Origin of the sequence: Devosia subaequoris (assembly GCF_014197055.1) — a bacterium.
GTDB lineage: Bacteria > Pseudomonadota > Alphaproteobacteria > Rhizobiales > Devosiaceae > Devosia > Devosia subaequoris.
In genome coordinates this window covers 310,774-328,019 of sequence record NZ_JACIEW010000004.1, presented here as the reverse complement: position 1 = coordinate 328,019, position 17,246 = coordinate 310,774, and the positions used below count along the sequence as shown (strand labels likewise).

Below are 17,246 nucleotides of genomic sequence, written 5' to 3'. Positions count from 1 at the left end.
AACCGGTCCTCCTCCGGTTCCCTATTGCGCGTTCAATTCTCCATCCATTCGGTGACGAGAACATAACGTTCCATCTCTTCAGGAGAAAAGTAGTAGAGCCGGTCCGGAGGGGTTTCCAGCGCGTGCAGCCACAGCGCCGGGTCCACCCCCGTCTCGCCCAGATGCCGGGTAATCCTGGCCGTTGCGGACTGCGCATCGGCCATCGCTACCCCGGCCACACTGAGCGCATCAAGCGGTGTGGCGCTCAGCGCTGCCGCATAAATCTGGTGCACGCCGATGGCTGCGTCGTGCCCGGCCAGCCGCTCAGCACCCGAGGCAAATACTATCGGGCAGGAGGACGCGCAAAGCGCGCCGTCCGGCACTTGTGTGTTGAGACCGTGTTCCAAGATCTGGCGCCCCATTTGGAGGGCATCGTCCACCGAGCCACCGGGCGAATCCAGCAGCACGGTTGACACATATTCGCCCCTTTGCGCGATCTCCTGATCAAATCTTGTTGCCGCGCCTGGATCGATGGTTCCGGTCAGGCGCAACACCCCGCCCGCCATCAACTCGATCCGCAACGGATCATCCAGCATTTCCGGCGGCGTATTGAGTGCCGGCCGCGTGCGCCCGCCCCCATCCTCGCTCGAGGCCGGCGGCAGAATCGGCTGCGGCGCATAGGTCAGGGCCTCAGGTGCACTGGCGCTCAGCTCCCGATAATCGACATAGAGCACACCCACAGTGCCCGCGAGCAAGGCAAAGAATGCAAAGCGCAGGATCGCCCCGTCTTCGGTGCGCGCAAGCCGCGTCATTACATGCCGATAGAACGGGCTGGCGTCACTTTCAGCACGGGCATTGGCCTCGAACTTCATGTCTGGCGCGGTCCCTCGCCACGCTTGCGCTGCGCCGCTTCTATTGGCGTCACAGTGCCCTCTTCGGGATTGACCACCCCGTCCGGAGCTACCTCGTTCGGGGTCCCGTCATGTTGTTCATCTTGCACCCCCAGGACCTCTGCCGCTTCGGCCGCACCCTCGGCCTCCATGCGCTTGTAGAGCGCCATGGCCCGCAGCATCTCCGCCGCGGTAATCGTCTCGGCCTCCTTGAGGGACTCGGCCTCGCGCCGCATCGCGTCATTAACGATCATCAACACCAGCACCAGCACAACCGGCAACAAATCGATGGAAATCGCCCCAGCCCATGAGGGCACAAAGTCGCTCCAATAGCGGATCACGGCCTCAGCCGAGGAGAGCGGCACAAAGCGTCGCTGCGCGACACGCGGCGTCGCCAGGATTTCGTCTGCCGCTGCCACCAGTGCGGCAGATTGGGCATCTACCGAGCTCTGAACGGTGGCCATTACCTGGTTCTGTCGTACCGCCAGATCACCAACCCGGCCATCGGCTACCGGAGCGATGAACCCCGCCGACAGGTCGGTCGCAGCGCGTTTCACCGAAGCCGCAACATCGGTCTGCTGCAACGCCGCAATGACGGCCGAAAGCTGCACGGCCTCGGCCTGGAAGGCATCGGAGCGCGGCTCGATCTGCCCCGGCGTCGACACCAGTTCGCGCATTGTCGCCAACCGCTCGGACCCTTCGGTGAACAAGGCCGAGACGTCCTCGCGCGATCCCGAAATCGTGCCAGCGAGCTGGGTCATCTGCTGGCTCATCTGGGTGAGCAATTGCACCACACTGCCCGACCCTTGCGTCCCGGTCAGGGCGCCGCTTTCGCGCTCATCCTGTGCCAATGCGGAGAAGCGCGCTGAAGCCCGCTCGACATCGGGCAACAGGCTTTGGCTGGCCAGCGCGTTGGCATGGGCCTGATCGAGATCCTCGGCATAGCCCTGCAGGGTAACCGCCATATGCTGCTCCAGCGCGGCCGACCCGGCCAGCGCCGCCGCATTGAGCCAGGAGCTCATGGCGATGATCATCACGGAACCCACCAGCATGGTGAGGAACAGGCTGATCCGTTGCACCCCGCTCACCACCAGCGGAATGAAGCGCATCATATAGGTCCAGAATGCATAGATCCCGACCGAGACCGCCGCCGAATAGATGATGGCGGCGAAGAATACGAAGCTTGCCGAGCCATCGAGCAGGCCCCTGACCCCGAGATAGGTATAGACCCCCGAGGCCAACGCCAGCACGGCCAGGGCAAACCGGCTCATGGTTTCAACCCCGCGCGCGGTTTCGTGCAGGCGGAAGGCATTTGGCTTGAGCTGCATGAACGGCCCCAAAATAAATCGCGGCCCGCCACCGGGCCTTTAACGGCAGATTAACACAAGCTTGTCGGCAGAACCGAGGCAGCAATTGCGAGGGTTAATTGCACCGCAATGACATCTCGGTGATCACGCCCTTGCCTCGTGGACCCGGTCCGGTTACCCCGGTCTCCGCAAAGGGAGATAAAGCCATGACCGCGCAGAAAATCCGTTGGGGCATCCTGTCCACCGCCAATATCGGGATGGAGAAAGTCACGCCGGCCATCATGGCCTCGCCAAGCTCCGAGGTCGTCGCCATCGCCTCGCGCGACGCGAAAAAGGCCCGCGCGGCCGCCGACACGCTTGGCATCGAAAAAGCCTATGGCGCCTATGAGGATCTGTTAGCCGATCCCGATATCGACGCCATCTACAATCCCCTGCCCAATCACCTGCATGTGCCGATGACTCTGGCGGCCGCCAAAGCGGGCAAGCATGTCCTTTGCGAAAAACCCATCGCGCTTTCGGCCGGCGAGGCCGAACAGCTCAGAACCATTCCAGGCAATATCGTCTTCATGGAAGCCTTCATGGTGCGCTTCCACCCGCAATGGCACCGCATGCGCGAGATCATTCGCTCGGGTGAATTGGGGGAGATCCGCTCCATCAACGCGGTTTTCACCTATCACAATGTCGACCCCGGCAATGTGCGCAATCAGGCCGATATCGGCGGTGGCGGCATCATGGATATCGGCTGCTACCCGATCACCGCCGCGCGCTATTTCTTTGAAGGCGAGCCGGACCGCGTGGTGTCGCTGATCGAACGCGATCCCGATTTTGGCACCGACCGGCTGGCCTCGGTGCTGGCCGATTTCGGCGGCGGGCGCCAGCTTTCGTTCACCTGCTCCACGCAGGCCACGCCACACCAACGGGTGCAGATTTTCGGCACTAAGGCCAAGGCCGAGATCGCCATTCCGTTCAACGCCCCACCCAATGAGCGCACCGCCATCACCATCGATATCGGCGCTCCGTTTGACGGTTCGCTCGCCCGGCGCGAAATCCTGCCCGCCTGCGATCAATATACTGAACAGGCCGAAGCCTTTGCCCAGGCCGTTTTGGGCGGAGCGCCGCTGTCCTGGGGTGTCGAGGATGCCATCGCGTCCATGCGCGTGATCGACGCGATCTTTGAAAGCGAAAAAACCGGCGGCTGGGCCAGCGTGAAGCGCTAGCCCAGATCGGGTCCCAGCAACCGCTCCGCGATCAGCTTGAGATCGGCGGCCAGCGTCTCGGCGGCGATGGATTTCTGTGCCACTCCAAAACTGGCATCAAACACCAGCCGCGCAAGCCGCTCCGCATCCGCAACGCCGGCCTGGGCGAGTTCGTCGCTCAGGCGATCGCGCACCTTGCGCTCCGAGGCGGCGAACAGGGCGGCGCCCTGCCTGTGCGCCGAGAACAGCTCCTCAACATGAGGCGAGCCGGCCAACGCCGATGCGATAACCCCGAATTCGGCCGCCAAAGCCCGACCAATGCGCTCCAGCAAGGGACCGGGCCGATCAAGCTCGGCTTCGAAGCTTTCCAGCTTGTCCGTCACCAATTGCTCGAGAATGGCGAGGAAAACGGCGTCCTTATCGGAATATTCGGCATAAAGTGTTGGCTTGGCCATGCCGGCCCCCCTGGCGATGGCTTCCATGGTGGTGGCCCGCAGACCTTGCCGCAAAAACAGTTCCCGCGCCGCCGCCAGGATGCGCATCCGCTTTTGGGACTGTCTTTCACTGCTCATGGCAAATATGTGCACCTGTTGCTATTGAACGAATTGAACGAACAACGTATATATCGTTCAATTCCTCAGGAGACCAGTCCATGTCCGCACCTGCATCACAAACCGATCGTGTCCTGCTCACCGGCATTTCCGGTTTCCTGGGCGGTCACGTCGCCCTCTCCCTGCTCAAGGCCGGTTATATCGTGCGCGGCAGCGTGCGCAACCTCGACAAGGCCGAGGGGGTGCGCGCCACTCTCAAACGCGCCGGAGCCGATGTTTCAGGACTGGAATTCGTCGCGCTGGACCTGCTCTCGGACAAGGGTTGGGACGAGGCGATGGAGGGTGTGCGTTACCTCCAGCATACCGCCTCGCCCTTCGTCATCGATTTGCCGGAAGACAAGATGGAGCTTGTTCGCCCGGCCGTCGAGGGCACGGAACGGGCCTTGAAAGCGGCGCTGAGCGCGGGCGTGGAGCGGATCGTGCTGACCTCATCCATGGCCGCGATCGCCTATGGCCATGACAAGGCGCGCACAAAACCCTTCACCGATAAGGACTGGACCAACCTGAACGGTCGCGACGTCAACGCCTATATTGAATCCAAGACCCTGGCCGAACAGCGTGCCTGGGAGATCATGCGCGCCGCCGGTCGTGACGCCGACCTGACCACCATTAATCCCAGCGCCATTCTGGGGCCCCTGCTCGACCGGGACCCGGGCACCTCGGCCCTGATCGTCAAGCGCTTGCTCGATGGCTCGGTTCCGGCCTTGCCGCGGCTGCCCTTTGTCATCGTCGACGTACGCGATATTGCTAATGCCCATGTCGCGGCCATGACGGCGGAAAGCGCCAGAGGGCGGCGCCTCCCCATGGGCGAACGGTCCATGCTTATGGGCGAAGTTGCCGATATCGTTCGCCAGGCGGCGCCCAATCGCAGGGTCCCGCGCCTTAAAATGCCCGATTGGGCAGTGCGCATCTATGGGGTTTTCGACCGTGATGTGCTCGGCGTCCTCAATGAACTGGGTGTGCTGAAAAGCCTCGACTCAAGTGGCGCGATCGCCCTGCTGGGTCGTCCGCTCATCCCTGCCGATCAGGCCATCGCCGCCACCACCCATGCGCTGATCGAGCACCGGATCGTGTAACGGGATTGCCAGCCCCTTGCTCTGGAGCCAGACTCTGTCCATATACGAAGTCGGTGAGGGGCTGTAGCTCAGTTGGGAGAGCGCGTCGTTCGCAATGACGAGGTCAGCGGTTCGATCCCGCTCAGCTCCACCACTTCGCCTCTGGTCTGCGCAGCAGATCGAGCGCCTCAAAGTCGCCTAGGCAATTAAGCCAGACCCAACGTCAGTAATACCCTTCCTAGACGCTCTTCTCCATCCGCCCCGCCGCCCGGTCGAAGCCTTGCGAGATTGCGTCGCGCATGGCCAGCCTCGCTGCATGCGAATCGCCGTCCCGGATGGCTTCGGCGATGCGTCGATGCACGCCTACCGTCACCTCAAGCGCTACCGGATCGTTGACCGGCGAAGAAATTGTGAAGGCCGCCGTGAGCGCCATTTCCACCAGGGCACTGATCGATGCCATGAAGGGATTGCCTGAGGCTTCGGCTACCACCCTGTGGAATTCGAGGTCATAGCGGGCAAAGTCGGCAGGGGTCTCGGAGCGGGCCATCTTGTCGACCCATTCGATCAGGCGTGCTGCGTCTTCGGCCTTGCAGCGCTCGGCCGCCAGCGCCGCTGCTTCAATCTCGATGCCGATCCGCACTTCGGCCAGGCTGCGCAGGAACCCCACTTCCGGGCCTAGTTCGAAGAACCAGGCCAGCACGTCGGCATCGAACAGGTTCCAGCGATTGCGCGGCAGGACCCGGGTGCCGATCCGCGCCCGCGCCTCGATCAACCCCTTGGCGGCCAGCGTTTTAAGCGCCTCGCGCAACACCGTGCGCGACACCCCGAAGCGATCGAGCAGGTCACTGTCGGGCGGCAAGATCTCGCCTTCGGCAAACTGGCCGGAGACAATGGCCAGGCCCAGTTCCCAAAGCACGTCAGAATGCAGGTTGCGCGCCGGGCTGCGACCGGAAAGGGCGGCGATCAGATCCCCCGAATGCCGCGCGCGTCCACCGGATCTGTCCATGCCAACCCCATTCACCCATGATGCGCCGAGACCTAACCACAGGTGCAATAGTATGACAATAACGTCGATCGTGATGCCACTGGACAGCCCGGCGCGCCGCGCGCGATGGTGCGCCACCGTTTCATCGGATTCGCAAGTAAGGACGCTCCGCCATGACCAGCCCCGCCACCATCGACACCGTACTCGCTGCCGTCGATTCGGGGCTTGATCAAAGCCTGGAGCGATTGTTTCACCTGTTGCGGATCAAATCCATTTCCACCGATCCCGCTTATGCCGGGGAGTGCCGCAAGGCCGCCGACTGGATTGCCGGCGAGTTGTCCGGGCTGGGTTTTGATGCCGCCAGCCGCCCGACACCGGGCCATCCGGTGGTGGTGGCCCACGGCCCGCAACAGCCGGGCCCGCATGTGCTGTTCTACGCCCATTATGACGTGCAGCCGGTTGATCCGCTCAATTTGTGGGACACTGACCCGTTCGAGCCGGTGATCAGGGAAAAGGACGGGCGCAAGATCATCGTGGCGCGCGGAGCCTCGGACGACAAGGGGCAGATGCTCACCTTCATTGAAGCCTGCCGCGCCTGGAAGGCCGCGACGGGGTCGTTACCCGTCCGCGTCTCTCTTCTGCTTGAAGGCGAGGAGGAAAGCGGTGGCACGAACCTGCCCCCCTTCATGCGCGAGAATATGGAAGAACTGAAAGCCGACATCGCCCTGGTCTGCGACACCGACATGTGGGACCGCCAGACCCCATCGATCACCACCATGCTGCGTGGCCTGGTGGCCGACGAAGTGGAAATCACTGCCGCCAACAAGGATCTGCATTCCGGCATGTTCGGCAATGCGGCGCGCAATCCCAATCAGGTGCTGGCCGAAATCATCGCCAGCCTGCGCGCACCTGACGGCTCGGTCACCCTGCCTGGCTTTTACGACGATGTGGCGGAGATTGGCCCCGAATTGAAAGCACAATGGGCCGGCCTCGGTTTCGACGAGAAGGGTTTTCTGGGCGGTGTCGGGCTCTCAGCGCCGGCCGGCGAGCAAGGTCGCACAGTGCTCGAACAACTTTGGGCGCGCCCCACCTGCGAGATCAACGGCATGAGCGGGGGCTATATCGGCGACGGCTTCAAGACCGTCATTCCTGCCAGGGCCAGCGCCAAGATTTCCTTCCGCCTGGTTTCCGGGCAGGATCCCGCCAAGATCCGCGCCGCCTTCCGCACTCATGTCGAAAACATGCTGCCGCCCGACTGCTCGGTGCGCTTCACGCCGCATGGTGGCGCGCCCGCCATCACTGTCCCGGCCGATGGACAATTCCTGCACCAGGCTCTCCAGGGCCTGTCAGATGAATGGGACGAGCAGGCGGTCATCACCGGTTCGGGCGGCTCTATCCCCGTGGTCGGCGAATTCAAGAAGATCCTGGGGCTCGATACGCTGCTGATCGGCTTTGCCCATGTGGACGACCAGATCCACTCGCCCAATGAGAAATATGATCTGGAAAGCTACCACCGCGGCATCCGCTCCTGGGTGCGGGTGCTCGGCGCGCTCGCACAATAGATGCAGATATTTGCAATCAGACGCCGCTGGGCGCCCGGCTCAGCACTCGGCGCCGATGGCCTGCTGCGCGGCCGTGGCGCCCGAGAGCGAATAGGACTGCACAATTTCCGTACCGCTTGCCGAGGTGCCCGTAATGGTCACGGTTGAACCGGCGCGGATGGCGGCGGCCAGATTGGCGCCCTGGGCACTGTCATCGAGCCAGGCCGCATCGTTCTGGGTAAAGAGCGCAAAATCCTGCCCACCGACGCTGGCGACGGCCATCGACCCGGTTTGGAAAGTATAGCCGGCCACCACGTTGAACTCGTTGACCACATCTTCGCCTGGGCGATTGGTGACGTAGAGATAGGCCTCGCCAAAGCCTTCGGGCGTCGGCTCGGTGGATTTGGGCCGGGTCATGGCAAAGCAGACCGTGCCGCTGCCATCGTCGGCCGCATAGCTTGACCAATCCCGGAAATCGCCGAGCACACGCGCCGATTGCGCCCAGGCCGGCAGAACGGCAGCGAGCATGGTGAGGAGGGCGAGCGCGAGGATACGGGTCATCAAGTCTCTTACCATTGGCAAAACCGGGCAACGGGCCAATGGCCCGACGCCCAGTTAGGGTGTTTGAAAGCCTCTCGGCAAGTCCTTACTGGCAGGCTGCGTCAATCGCATTCATCGCAGCGGTGGCGCCGGAGAGCGAATAGGTATCAACCGTATCTGTGCCCCGCTGGCTGGTGCCACGCACCACCATCTGGTTGCCGGCCTTGAAGGCCTCGACGAAACCCGGCTCATCGCTGCTTGAGGCCAGCCAGGCGGTCGACCCGCGTGCCGCCATCACATAGCTCTTGCCATCAACGGTCGCCGAAGCCTTGGCGTCGCTTGTATTATAGGGATAGCCGATCTGGGTCTGAACTTCGTTCTTCGAGCCCATGCCCTCACGATGCACGATCAGAAATTTGACCGGATCGCGATTGACCCCGCTCGGTTCACTGCGCTGTGGCTCGCCAATGATGAAACAGAGCTTGCCGCTCTGGTCACTCGCCGTGTAGGCGGACCATGCGTTGAAGGTGCCCAGCTCGGTGGCCTGTTGCGCCTGTGCGGCCGGGGCCAGAGCCATGACCGTTGCCACCGCGAGCCCAAGGATGAGGCCACCGGTTTTCGTTGTCATCGCCAATTCTTCCTCTTGTCTTGCTGGTGTTCGTGGGCAGTTTCGTCCGCCCAGTGTGCCCCGAACATGGTTACCAAGGTGTCAAAACCCGCGCGATCTCGGGTATTTGCATCAAATGGAAGCCAAAGGCGGCGGGAATTGGGCATAGCCGATTGCTTCACCGGCGCTCCCTAGCCAAAGGGTTAAGCGAACGCTAACAAGGGCGTGATCCCGACCCTCTCAGGCGGCCAGGGGATAGCTCTGTTCCACCAGATAGGGTCCACCCCCCACCGAATCCCGGCTCGAGAAAAGCACAAAGCGCGCCGGCACGAAGCTGAGCGGTTCGAACCGTGCTGCCTCGGCAATGAACCGCGCGACGTCAGCTGCCGCCGTGCCCCGTAGCCGCGCCAGCGACACATGCGGCACAAATTTACGCCCTTCTGGCGGCAGGCCGGCACGCTGCAGCACCCGCTCCTGAGCTGCCTGCAGGCGGCTGAGCGCTTCGGACGGCTCTACCCCGGCATAGAGGGCCCGCGGCTTGTCGCCGCCAAATGTGCCCAGATGAGTCAGCCGAATGGAAAATTGCAGCGAGTTGGACAACCGATCGAGGCTATCGACCACTTCATCGGCGGTCTTGCCGTCGACATCGCCGATAAAGCGCAAGGTGATATGGTAGTTGTCCGGGTCGATCCAGCGGGCGCCGGAAAGGCCGCCTCGCTTGAGCGAGAGAGCAAATCCCACTTCGGCGGGGATTTCGAGGCCGGTAAAGAGCCGGGGCATCACGGACCTCCCTGGCAAGTGTCTGCGCGATTCGCCCTAGGACCGTAACACAAACGCTTTATCCGGCCAGTCCCGCTGTCGCAGCCCACCGATTATCCTTGTCAATCAGTCAATGGCTCCCCATATTCCCAACCAAGTGGCAACACCAATTGCCCCCGGCGGTGACAAGACCGCATCTGCTATTGGAAAGGGAACCAAGAATGGCTGAATATGACCGTCAGACCCTCGGTGCGCGGGCCGGCTCGGCCGCGGCCATCGATGAGGGCCTCCGCAGCTACATGCTGCGCGTCTACAATTATATGGGCCTTGGCCTGGTGGTTACGGGCCTCGTGGCTTTCTTCACCAGCCAGTGGGCCATGTCGAGCCAGGCCAATGCTGAGCTGCTTTATGGCAGCCCGCTGTCCTGGGTAATCATGCTCTCCCCGCTGGCCTTCGTGCTGGTGCTGAGCTTCGGCATCAACAAGCTTTCCGTGGGCGCCGCCCAGGGCGTATTCTGGGCCTTTGCGGCCGTGATGGGCCTCTCGCTGTCGTCTATTTTCCTGGTCTACACTGGGGCCTCGATCGCCAAGGTGTTCTTCATCACCGCCGCGACCTTCGGTGCGATGAGCCTTTATGGCTACACCACCAAGCGCGACCTGACCGGTATGGGCAACTTCCTGATGATGGGCCTGATCGGCATCATCATCGCTTCGATCGTGAACATGTTCATGGCTTCGTCCATGCTCGATTTCGCGATTTCGGTGCTGGGCGTGCTGATCTTCACCGGTCTGACCGCCTATGACACCCAGAAGATCAAGGAAAGCTATTCGCAGAGCTACGGCGCTGACGTGCTGGCCAAGAATGCCATCATGGGCGCGCTGTCGCTTTACCTCGACTTCATCAACCTGTTCATGATGCTGCTCCGCCTGTTCGGCAATCGCGAGTAGCAATCAATGCCTTGATCGCGCGATCAAGGAAATTGGTTGGACGTCATAGGGACCGCAGCTTAAAAGGCTGCGGTCCTTTTTCTTTATCCTCGTTTTGCCGCGTTTCCGAACCGCAAAACCGTTACCACTTTTGCTGGAAACGCTCGCGCCATGTCCGACACCATTCTCCGCCCCTTCTCCTGGTCTGATGTTCCCGCGATCACCACGATCTATCGCCACTATGTGGACCACACCGCCATCACCTTTGACACCGAAGCGCCGGGCGAAGCGGCCATTGCCGAAAAATATGCGGGCCTGATGAAACTCGGTCATCCGCTGATCATCGCCGAGCGCGCGGGCAAGGTCGTGGGTTACGCCTATGCCAGCTTCTACCGTCCCCGCGCCGCCTACCGCTTTACCTGCGAAGATTCGATCTATCTCGATCCCGCAGAGACCGGTCGGGGCCTGGGCAAGCTGATGCTGACCGAATTGCTGATTCAATCCAAAGCATTCGGCTTCAAGCAGATGCTGGCCGTAATCACCGCCGACACCGCCAACTCAGTGGGAATTCACGAAAAGTTCGGCTTCGAGCGCGTGGGCTACTACAAGGCCGTCGGCTACAAGTTCGACCGCTGGCACGACATTGTGCACCTGCAAAAGGCGCTTTAGCCGGCCAGTCGCTTGTGCATGGCGAAGCAGGCCATGCTGCCATCCTGGGTTTTGTCAGGGAACCAGCCCTGGGCCCGATAAAAAGCTTTTGCCGTCTTCGTCGCTCTCAGCCGTCCTTCGACAAACCCGCGCGATCTCAGATCGGCCTCCATATGGCCCAGAAGAGCCTTGCTCACCCCGCGAAAGCGGGCCTCAGGCGCGACATAGTTGAGGGCGATCTCGCCATCCGCCGTCGTCGCCCCGACAGCGACCACCTGTCCATCCAGTTCGACAACCACCATGAAGAAACCGTCCCGCGCCAGCATGGCGCGTACGCCGTCAGGGGTCTTGTTGCCGGTCCATTCGGCGATCCGATCCGGATCGTCCGCGTGGTCGGCATGGCAGAGTTCCGTGATCGAAGCGATCAGCACCCGACTCATCTCGGGCGCATCTTGCGCACGCGCCGGTCTCACGACAATGCTCAACTCACCACCATCAAATCAGGATCGAGCACCCGCAGCACCTGCGCCAAATCGTGACCGCGCTTCAGGATACGCCCCTGTTGATTGGTGACCATGAACTGGCCCTGCTTGTTGCGCAGCTTGGGGTTCTTCTCGACCACGTAGAGCGGGCGTTCCGAGACCCGCGCATAAATCGAGAACAGCGCCCGGTCCTTGAGGAAATCCATGGCATAGTCGCGCCATTCGCCCGAGCCGACCTTGCGTCCATAGACGGACAGGATCTGCATCAGCTCCCGGCGCTCAAAGGCCACAACAGATTGCACGGGCCGGTTGGACTGGCCAGAGGGCTCGCCCACATGCACCAGTGCCAGATTGCTCGACCTATCCTTCGGAGGACCCTGCACGCCGCCTCAATGCCCTGTCATCGTAGCGTAATGATCGGCGCAATCGCCCGGCTTGGCAAGAGGCGCGAAAAACCGCAATTCAGCCATCATTTGTCCTTCAGCACGCCCCAATGGGGCAGCATCGTTCAACCATTGCCTCCAGTGGCTGGCAGCGGGCCGACCGAGCCCCCAAACCAGAAGGCCCGCTTGCCAGCCGCCCATATTTGAGTTGACTCCAAGTCAGTCGCCCGCTCCCGCCCCCGGAGCGGGCGTTTTTTATGCCGAACTCTAGAAGCTGTACGCAGCAGCGCCCAGGATCGGTCCTGGCAGACCATTGCGCTCGGGCTGGACCAGGATGGCGATGCCACCATTGGCACTGGACTCAAACTGGTCCAACGGCAGCTTGATTTGGGCCCCGGTCCCGGCTTCCCACATCCCCACGATCTGCCGGTCGACGACCACCTGGGTATAGACCATGGACTTGCCGGCATTCTCGCCCTTCTCGATGGCGACATCGGCCCGGTCGAGATAGCGGACCAACCAGATCGAGGCGTCTTCCAGCGCGGCATCGGCCGGCACGTCGAGCTTGAGCATCTCGCCATGAGCGGTGAGCGACACCACCAGGGGCAATTGCGCCGAAGCGACCGCATCGTGCACTTCGTCGCGCCTGGATCCGACGACACCCTCGGCGCCATTGATGACCATTTGCGGGGTGAAGATGCGGGATGAACCCCAGCTCTTCGCATAACCGCGCTGCCGGTCGGAAAACCCCTTGTCACCAAAGGTATCCTCCCAGCCAATATAATCCCAGTAATCCACGTGATAGGCCAGCGCCACCACATCCTCGCGCTCTGCAAGGCTGGTCAGCAGCGCATCGGCCGGCGGACAGGATGAGCAACCCTGGCTGGTGAACAATTCGACCACCGCCTTAGGATTGAGACGCACCGCCTCTGCGGCAACCGAACCCGAAAGGATCAGCGCCAAGCTCGTGCCTGCAATAGTTGCGGAAAGGCCGTGAAGAAACATGGGCGCTGTTGTAAGCCGGGCCCATATCGATTGCCTAGTCAAAACCGGGTGAGCCGGACTGGTGAGCAAAAAATGGCGGCCGCAAAGGGCCGCCATTCTTTTGAATCACTAAAATGTAAGCGGCGCTTACGCGGCCACCAGGCTACGCAGCACATAGTGCAGAATGCCGCCATTCTTGAAGTAATCGAGTTCGTTGGCGGTATCGATCCGGCAAAGAGTTTCCACATTGAGCACCTCACCGTCGGGCCGGGTGATCTTCACATTGACCGTTGCGCGCGGTTCGATGCTCTCCACCCCAACAATGTCGACCGTCTCGGTGCCGTCCAGCCCAAGGCTCTGCCAGCTATCGCCGTCCTTGAACTGCAACGGAATGACACCCATGCCGACCAGGTTCGAGCGGTGGATACGCTCAAAGCTCTGGGCAATGACCGCCTTGACGCCGAGCAGATTGGTGCCCTTGGCCGCCCAGTCACGCGACGAGCCTGTGCCATATTCCTTGCCGGCAAACACCACCAGCGGCGTGTTCTGCTTCTGATAGGCCATGGCTGCGTCATAGATCGGCATCTGCGATCCATCCGGGCCCTTGGTGAAGCCGCCCTCGACGCCATCGAGCATCATGTTCTTGATGCGGATATTGGCGAAGGTGCCGCGCATCATGACTTCATGATTGCCACGGCGGGCGCCATAGGAGTTGAAGTCCTTCGGGGCCACCTGTCGCTCGGTCAGATACTGGCCGGCGGGCGTGGCAGCCTTGAACGAACCGGCTGGAGAGATGTGGTCGGTGGTGATCGAATCGAGGAACAGCGCCAGGACGCGGGCCGAAACCACATCGGTCACCGGCTTGGGCTCCATGGTGAGGTCTTCGAAATAGGGCGGGTTCTGCACATAGGTGGACGAAGAATTCCAGCCATAGGTTTCCCCACCTTCTACAGCGATTCCCTGCCAATGCTCGTCGCCCTTGAACACGTCCGAATAGCGCGAGCGGAACATCTCGGCGGTCACGTGCTGGCGCACGATCTCGGCCACCTCATGATTGGTCGGCCAGACATCCTTGAGATAGACCGGCTTGCCATCCTTGCCGATCCCGAGCGGTTCGGTGGTGATGTCTATGGTCATCGACCCGGCCAGGGCGTAGGCCACCACCAGCGGCGGGGAGGCCAGATAGTTGGCCCGTACGTCCGGGTTCACGCGGCCTTCAAAGTTGCGGTTGCCCGAGAGCACCGAACAGGCGACCAGCTTGTTCTCGTTGATGCAATCGGAGATGGCCTGCGGCAGCGGACCCGAATTGCCGATACAGGTGGTGCAGCCATAGCCGACCAGATTGAAGCCGATGGCATCGAGATCTTCCTGCAGGCCCGCGGCGGTCAGATAGTCAGTGACCACCTGCGAGCCGGGGGCCAGTGAGGTTTTGACCCAGGGCTTGGAATCCAGCCCCAGCGCCCGCGCCTTGCGGGCAACCAGACCGGCGGCGACCAACACCGAAGGATTGGATGTATTGGTGCACGAGGTGATGGCCGCGATCACCACCGAGCCGTCATCAATATGATAGTCGGTGCCGTTGACCGGGAACGCAGCCTCTTCAGGAATATCGTCAACGCCGGTCGCGCCTTCATCGACATAACGGGATTCACCACGGCTGTCGGGGGTGTTGGTGCGATCGGCCCGGCCACCGGAAAGCTCCGGCAGAACCTTGGCGAAGGCCGGCGCGGCGGTATTGAGCGGCACGCGATCCTGCGGGCGCTTGGGACCGGAAAGCGAGGGAACAACGGTCGAAAGATCAAGCTCGAGCGTATCGGTGAACACGGGATCGGCGCTGTCCGCGGTGCGGAACATGCCCTGGGCACGCGAATAGGCTTCCACAAGCGCCACGCGCTCGGGATCGCGCCCGGTCGTGGTGAGATATTTGAGGGTGTCGGCATCGACCGGGAAATAGCCGCAGGTGGCGCCATATTCGGGCGCCATGTTGGCGATCGTCGCCTGATCTTCCAGGGACAGATCATCCAGGCCCGGACCGTAGAATTCGACGAACTTGCCGACCACGCCCTTCTTGCGCAGCATCTCGGTCACCGTCAGCACCAGATCGGTGGCGGTAATGCCTTCATTGATCTTGCCGGTCAGCTTGAAGCCGACGACTTCGGGGATCAGCATGGTGATCGGCTGACCCAGCATGGCCGCCTCGGCTTCGATGCCGCCCACGCCCCAGCCGAGAACGGCCAGGCCGTTGACCATGGTGGTGTGCGAATCCGTGCCCACCAGCGTATCGGGATAAGCAATGGTTTCGCCGTTTTCTTCCCGGGTCCAGACGGTCTGGGCCAGATATTCCAGGTTCACCTGGTGGCAGATGCCGGTGCCGGGGGGCACAACGCGGAAATTGTCAAACGCCGACTGGCCCCAGCGCAGGAATTCATAACGCTCGCCATTGCGCTCATATTCGAGCTCGACATTCTGCCCGAATGACAAGGCGGTGCCAAAGCTGTCCACCATCACCGAGTGGTCGATGACCAGATCGACGGGAACCAGCGGATTGATCTTCTGCGGATCGGCGCCGAGCTTGGCGGTGGCATCGCGCATCGCAGCCAGGTCCACAACGGCGGGCACGCCGGTGAAATCCTGCATCAGCACGCGGGCCGGACGGTAGGAAATCTCGTGATTGGACTTGCGGGTCACCAGCCAGGTGGCAACGGCCTCGATATCGGCCTTGGTCACGGTACGGTTGTCTTCGAAGCGGAGCAGGTTCTCCAGCACCACTTTCATCGAACCAGGGAGTTTGGAGACGCCCTCCAGACCGTTCTTTTCGGCCTCGACGATGGAATAATAGGTGTAGGTCTTGCCGCCGACCGTCAGTGTCTGCTTGGATTTGAAGCTATCTATCGAGGTCACTTGTGCTCCGCCCTTCTTGCTGCTTTTGCGCTGGATCATTCGGGGCGTGGGGCCAAAGAACAATCCGCGCTTTTCTGGAATGACTCCAGTCTCCCTGGGCTTATAGTCAATCAACCAAGCCCTTGCCAGTACGACCATGGGTCCAATACGAGATGGGGCCATGACGCAAGGGCAAGTCCAGCACCGGATAAATCTTAAGACACAGGCTCTTGCCTGTGGTCGGGGTGACGCTGTGCTGGTGGCAGATTTGTCGCTGGAGGTCGCAGCCGGCAGCGCCCTGCTGCTGCGCGGGCCCAACGGCGCGGGCAAATCCACCCTTCTGCTCACCCTGGCCGGCTTGCTGCGACCCATCTCGGGCACACTCGTTTTCGAGGGTGCCGATCCCGAAGCGGGACCCTTCATCCATCATTGCGGACACAAAAACGCAGTGCGGCCGCGCCTCACCGTCCTTGAAACCCTGCGATTCTGGGCCGACCTCAATGGATCGGGCCCATTGCCTCCCGCAGCCGCGCTCGAACGGGTCGGGCTTGCGCGCACCGCCCGTGTCGATGCGGGCTATCTCTCGGCGGGTCAGCAGCGCCGCCTCGTTCTGGCCCGGCTGTTGGTGTCACCAAGGCCGGTCTGGCTGCTCGATGAACCCAGCGCCGCGCTCGATGCGGCAGGGCGGGAGTTGATGGCGGCGCTGCTCGTGGATCATCTGGAGAGTGGCGGATTGGCCGTGATCGCCACCCACGACGATATCGCCCTGCCCGGCGCAGCCACGCTGACCCTGGGGGCTGAGGCATGAGCGGCTTTCTTGGCGTTTTGCAGCGCGAATTGCGTCTGAACCTGTCGGGTGGTGGCGAAGTGCTGACGCTGGTGCTGTTCTTCATCATTGTGGGCGCGATCGTGCCTTTTGCCATTGGCCCGGACCAGGTGCTTTTGGCCAGCATTGCACCCGGCATCATCTGGATCGCGGCGTTTCTCGCCATGCTGCTGGGGCTCGACCGCTTGTTCCGACCCGATCGCGACGATGGCACGCTGGCGCTCTACCGGTTGGCCGATATGTCCATGGCCGGCGTCGTTGCCGCAAAAGTGATCGCCCATTGGCTGACCACCGCCCTGCCCCTGATCATCGCCTCACCCTTTCTGGCCATGATCCTGGCCATGGATGGTCCGACCTTCGCCCGCACGGCACTGTCTCTCCTGCTGGGCACCCCGGCTCTGGCGGCCTTTGGGGCCTTCGGGGCTGCCGTTACGGTGGCCATCCGGCGTGGTGGCCTTCTCGCACCAATCCTGATCGCACCGCTTTGTGTGCCGGTGCTGATCTTTGGTGTCGGGGCGATCGCCCCCCTCGGTGGACCCGACCAGGCATCGAGCGCCATGCTGTTCCTTGCGGCACTCAGTCTCATGGCGCTTGCGCTCTCTCCCTTTGCCGCTGCGCTTGCGATAGATTGGGGAGAGGAGTAGAGC

The 17,246-nt window shown here is 62.0% G+C and carries 18 protein-coding genes and 1 tRNA gene; 8 read left to right on the top strand and 11 right to left on the bottom strand.

What is annotated here, in order from left to right:
* Positions 1 to 32: 32 nt before the first annotated feature.
* Entirely contained in the window at positions 33 to 791 is a 759-nt protein-coding gene (locus GGR20_RS10315; protein ID WP_183311239.1) for a COG3904 family protein, read from the bottom strand.
* 56 nt (positions 792 to 847) lie between these two features.
* Positions 848 to 2,197 carry a hypothetical protein gene (locus GGR20_RS10310; protein WP_183311162.1) on the bottom strand — a complete coding sequence of 450 codons (1,350 nt, stop codon included), beginning with the start codon at positions 2,195 to 2,197 and terminating at the stop codon, positions 848 to 850.
* 185 nt (positions 2,198 to 2,382) lie between these two features.
* On the opposite strand from GGR20_RS10310, the gene GGR20_RS10305 reads away from it, so the two are divergent.
* Positions 2,383 to 3,393 carry a Gfo/Idh/MocA family protein gene (locus GGR20_RS10305; RefSeq protein WP_183311161.1) on the top strand — a complete coding sequence of 337 codons (1,011 nt, stop codon included), beginning with the start codon at positions 2,383 to 2,385 and terminating at the stop codon, positions 3,391 to 3,393.
* Here the strand turns inward: GGR20_RS10305 and GGR20_RS10300 are convergent.
* Positions 3,390 to 3,944, bottom strand: a complete 555-nt coding sequence (locus GGR20_RS10300; protein ID WP_183311160.1) for a TetR/AcrR family transcriptional regulator — start codon at positions 3,942 to 3,944, stop codon at positions 3,390 to 3,392. The two genes, GGR20_RS10305 and GGR20_RS10300, sit on opposite strands and share 4 nt — an antisense overlap.
* An 80-nt stretch (positions 3,945 to 4,024) precedes the next feature.
* On the opposite strand from GGR20_RS10300, the gene GGR20_RS10295 reads away from it, so the two are divergent.
* Both GGR20_RS10295 and GGR20_RS10290 read left to right on the top strand, forming a co-directional pair.
* Positions 4,025 to 5,059, top strand: coding sequence for an SDR family oxidoreductase (locus tag GGR20_RS10295; protein WP_183311159.1), 1,035 nt, complete (start codon positions 4,025 to 4,027; stop codon positions 5,057 to 5,059).
* Between the two features lie 57 nt (positions 5,060 to 5,116).
* Positions 5,117 to 5,192 (top strand) — tRNA-Ala (locus GGR20_RS10290).
* Positions 5,193 to 5,276: 84 nt separating this feature from the next.
* On the opposite strand, the gene GGR20_RS10285 is transcribed toward GGR20_RS10290, so the two are convergent.
* Positions 5,277 to 6,044, bottom strand: a complete 768-nt coding sequence (locus tag GGR20_RS10285) for a FadR/GntR family transcriptional regulator (RefSeq protein ID WP_183311158.1) — start codon at positions 6,042 to 6,044, stop codon at positions 5,277 to 5,279.
* Positions 6,045 to 6,196: 152 nt separating this feature from the next.
* Here GGR20_RS10285 and GGR20_RS10280 point away from each other — a divergent pair, with 152 nt between their 5' ends.
* Positions 6,197 to 7,585: a M20/M25/M40 family metallo-hydrolase gene (locus GGR20_RS10280; protein WP_183311157.1), complete on the top strand. Its 1,389-nt coding sequence runs from the start codon at positions 6,197 to 6,199 to the stop codon at positions 7,583 to 7,585.
* Positions 7,586 to 7,624: 39 nt separating this feature from the next.
* On the opposite strand, the gene GGR20_RS10275 is transcribed toward GGR20_RS10280, so the two are convergent.
* From GGR20_RS10275 to thpR, 3 genes are all read right to left on the bottom strand, one after another.
* The gene (locus tag GGR20_RS10275; RefSeq protein ID WP_183311156.1) at positions 7,625 to 8,125 is read right to left on the bottom strand and encodes an invasion associated locus B family protein; all 501 of its coding nucleotides are present in this window, start codon (positions 8,123 to 8,125) and stop codon (positions 7,625 to 7,627) included.
* 85 nt (positions 8,126 to 8,210) lie between these two features.
* Positions 8,211 to 8,732, bottom strand: coding sequence for an invasion associated locus B family protein (locus GGR20_RS10270; RefSeq protein WP_183311155.1), 522 nt, complete (start codon positions 8,730 to 8,732; stop codon positions 8,211 to 8,213).
* A 219-nt stretch (positions 8,733 to 8,951) separates the two neighbouring features.
* On the bottom strand, positions 8,952 to 9,491 hold the full coding sequence (gene thpR, locus GGR20_RS10265; protein ID WP_183311154.1) for an RNA 2',3'-cyclic phosphodiesterase: 540 nt from the start codon (positions 9,489 to 9,491) through the stop codon (positions 8,952 to 8,954).
* A gap of 200 nt (positions 9,492 to 9,691) precedes the next feature.
* On the opposite strand from thpR, the gene GGR20_RS10260 reads away from it, so the two are divergent.
* Together GGR20_RS10260 and GGR20_RS10255 are read left to right on the top strand one after the other, a co-directional pair.
* Complete coding sequence (locus GGR20_RS10260; RefSeq protein ID WP_183311153.1) at positions 9,692 to 10,417, top strand: Bax inhibitor-1/YccA family protein; 726 nt, start codon at positions 9,692 to 9,694, stop codon at positions 10,415 to 10,417.
* Positions 10,418 to 10,567: 150 nt separating this feature from the next.
* A complete protein-coding gene (locus GGR20_RS10255; protein WP_183311152.1) occupies positions 10,568 to 11,065 on the top strand; it encodes a GNAT family N-acetyltransferase in 498 nt (165 codons plus the stop codon).
* On the opposite strand, the gene GGR20_RS10250 is transcribed toward GGR20_RS10255, so the two are convergent.
* From GGR20_RS10250 to acnA, 4 genes are all read right to left on the bottom strand, one after another.
* Positions 11,062 to 11,517, bottom strand: coding sequence for a GNAT family N-acetyltransferase (locus tag GGR20_RS10250; protein ID WP_183311151.1), 456 nt, complete (start codon positions 11,515 to 11,517; stop codon positions 11,062 to 11,064). The genes GGR20_RS10255 and GGR20_RS10250 overlap by 4 nt on opposite strands.
* An 8-nt stretch (positions 11,518 to 11,525) precedes the next feature.
* Positions 11,526 to 11,909 (bottom strand): DUF2794 domain-containing protein, encoded by a 384-nt coding sequence (locus GGR20_RS10245; protein WP_420827442.1) that lies wholly within the window; start codon positions 11,907 to 11,909, stop codon positions 11,526 to 11,528.
* 267 nt (positions 11,910 to 12,176) lie between these two features.
* Positions 12,177 to 12,914, bottom strand: a complete 738-nt coding sequence (locus tag GGR20_RS10240; RefSeq protein WP_183311150.1) for a DUF1223 domain-containing protein — start codon at positions 12,912 to 12,914, stop codon at positions 12,177 to 12,179.
* A 126-nt stretch (positions 12,915 to 13,040) separates the two neighbouring features.
* Positions 13,041 to 15,794, bottom strand: a complete 2,754-nt coding sequence (gene acnA, locus GGR20_RS10235) for an aconitate hydratase AcnA (RefSeq protein ID WP_420827441.1) — start codon at positions 15,792 to 15,794, stop codon at positions 13,041 to 13,043.
* 160 nt (positions 15,795 to 15,954) lie between these two features.
* Here acnA and ccmA point away from each other — a divergent pair, with 160 nt between their 5' ends.
* The gene (gene ccmA / locus GGR20_RS10230) at positions 15,955 to 16,581 is read left to right on the top strand and encodes a heme ABC exporter ATP-binding protein CcmA (protein WP_183311148.1); all 627 of its coding nucleotides are present in this window, start codon (positions 15,955 to 15,957) and stop codon (positions 16,579 to 16,581) included.
* Positions 16,578 to 17,243, top strand: a complete 666-nt coding sequence (gene ccmB, locus GGR20_RS10225; protein WP_183311147.1) for a heme exporter protein CcmB — start codon at positions 16,578 to 16,580, stop codon at positions 17,241 to 17,243. Before ccmA ends, ccmB begins: the two co-directional genes overlap by 4 nt.
* The last annotated feature ends 3 nt before the right edge of the window (positions 17,244 to 17,246 follow it).

What these genes read in the sequence shown, in the direction of transcription:
- GGR20_RS10315 (WP_183311239.1), bottom strand. Translation starts at nt 791, where the DNA reads ATGACGCGGCTTGCGCGCACCGAAGACGGGGCGATCCTGCGCTTTGCA.
- GGR20_RS10270 (WP_183311155.1), bottom strand. Translation starts at nt 8,732, where the DNA reads ATGACAACGAAAACCGGTGGCCTCATCCTTGGGCTCGCGGTGGCAACG.
- GGR20_RS10310 (WP_183311162.1), bottom strand. Translation starts at nt 2,197, where the DNA reads ATGCAGCTCAAGCCAAATGCCTTCCGCCTGCACGAAACCGCGCGCGGG.
- GGR20_RS10280 (WP_183311157.1), top strand. Translation starts at nt 6,197, where the DNA reads ATGACCAGCCCCGCCACCATCGACACCGTACTCGCTGCCGTCGATTCG.
- ccmA (WP_183311148.1), top strand. Translation starts at nt 15,955, where the DNA reads ATGACGCAAGGGCAAGTCCAGCACCGGATAAATCTTAAGACACAGGCT.
- GGR20_RS10255 (WP_183311152.1), top strand. Translation starts at nt 10,568, where the DNA reads ATGTCCGACACCATTCTCCGCCCCTTCTCCTGGTCTGATGTTCCCGCG.
- GGR20_RS10240 (WP_183311150.1), bottom strand. Translation starts at nt 12,914, where the DNA reads ATGTTTCTTCACGGCCTTTCCGCAACTATTGCAGGCACGAGCTTGGCG.
- GGR20_RS10295 (WP_183311159.1), top strand. Translation starts at nt 4,025, where the DNA reads ATGTCCGCACCTGCATCACAAACCGATCGTGTCCTGCTCACCGGCATT.
- GGR20_RS10260 (WP_183311153.1), top strand. Translation starts at nt 9,692, where the DNA reads ATGGCTGAATATGACCGTCAGACCCTCGGTGCGCGGGCCGGCTCGGCC.
- thpR (WP_183311154.1), bottom strand. Translation starts at nt 9,491, where the DNA reads ATGCCCCGGCTCTTTACCGGCCTCGAAATCCCCGCCGAAGTGGGATTT.
- GGR20_RS10305 (WP_183311161.1), top strand. Translation starts at nt 2,383, where the DNA reads ATGACCGCGCAGAAAATCCGTTGGGGCATCCTGTCCACCGCCAATATC.
- GGR20_RS10285 (WP_183311158.1), bottom strand. Translation starts at nt 6,044, where the DNA reads ATGGACAGATCCGGTGGACGCGCGCGGCATTCGGGGGATCTGATCGCC.
- GGR20_RS10300 (WP_183311160.1), bottom strand. Translation starts at nt 3,944, where the DNA reads ATGAGCAGTGAAAGACAGTCCCAAAAGCGGATGCGCATCCTGGCGGCG.
- ccmB (WP_183311147.1), top strand. Translation starts at nt 16,578, where the DNA reads ATGAGCGGCTTTCTTGGCGTTTTGCAGCGCGAATTGCGTCTGAACCTG.
- GGR20_RS10275 (WP_183311156.1), bottom strand. Translation starts at nt 8,125, where the DNA reads ATGACCCGTATCCTCGCGCTCGCCCTCCTCACCATGCTCGCTGCCGTT.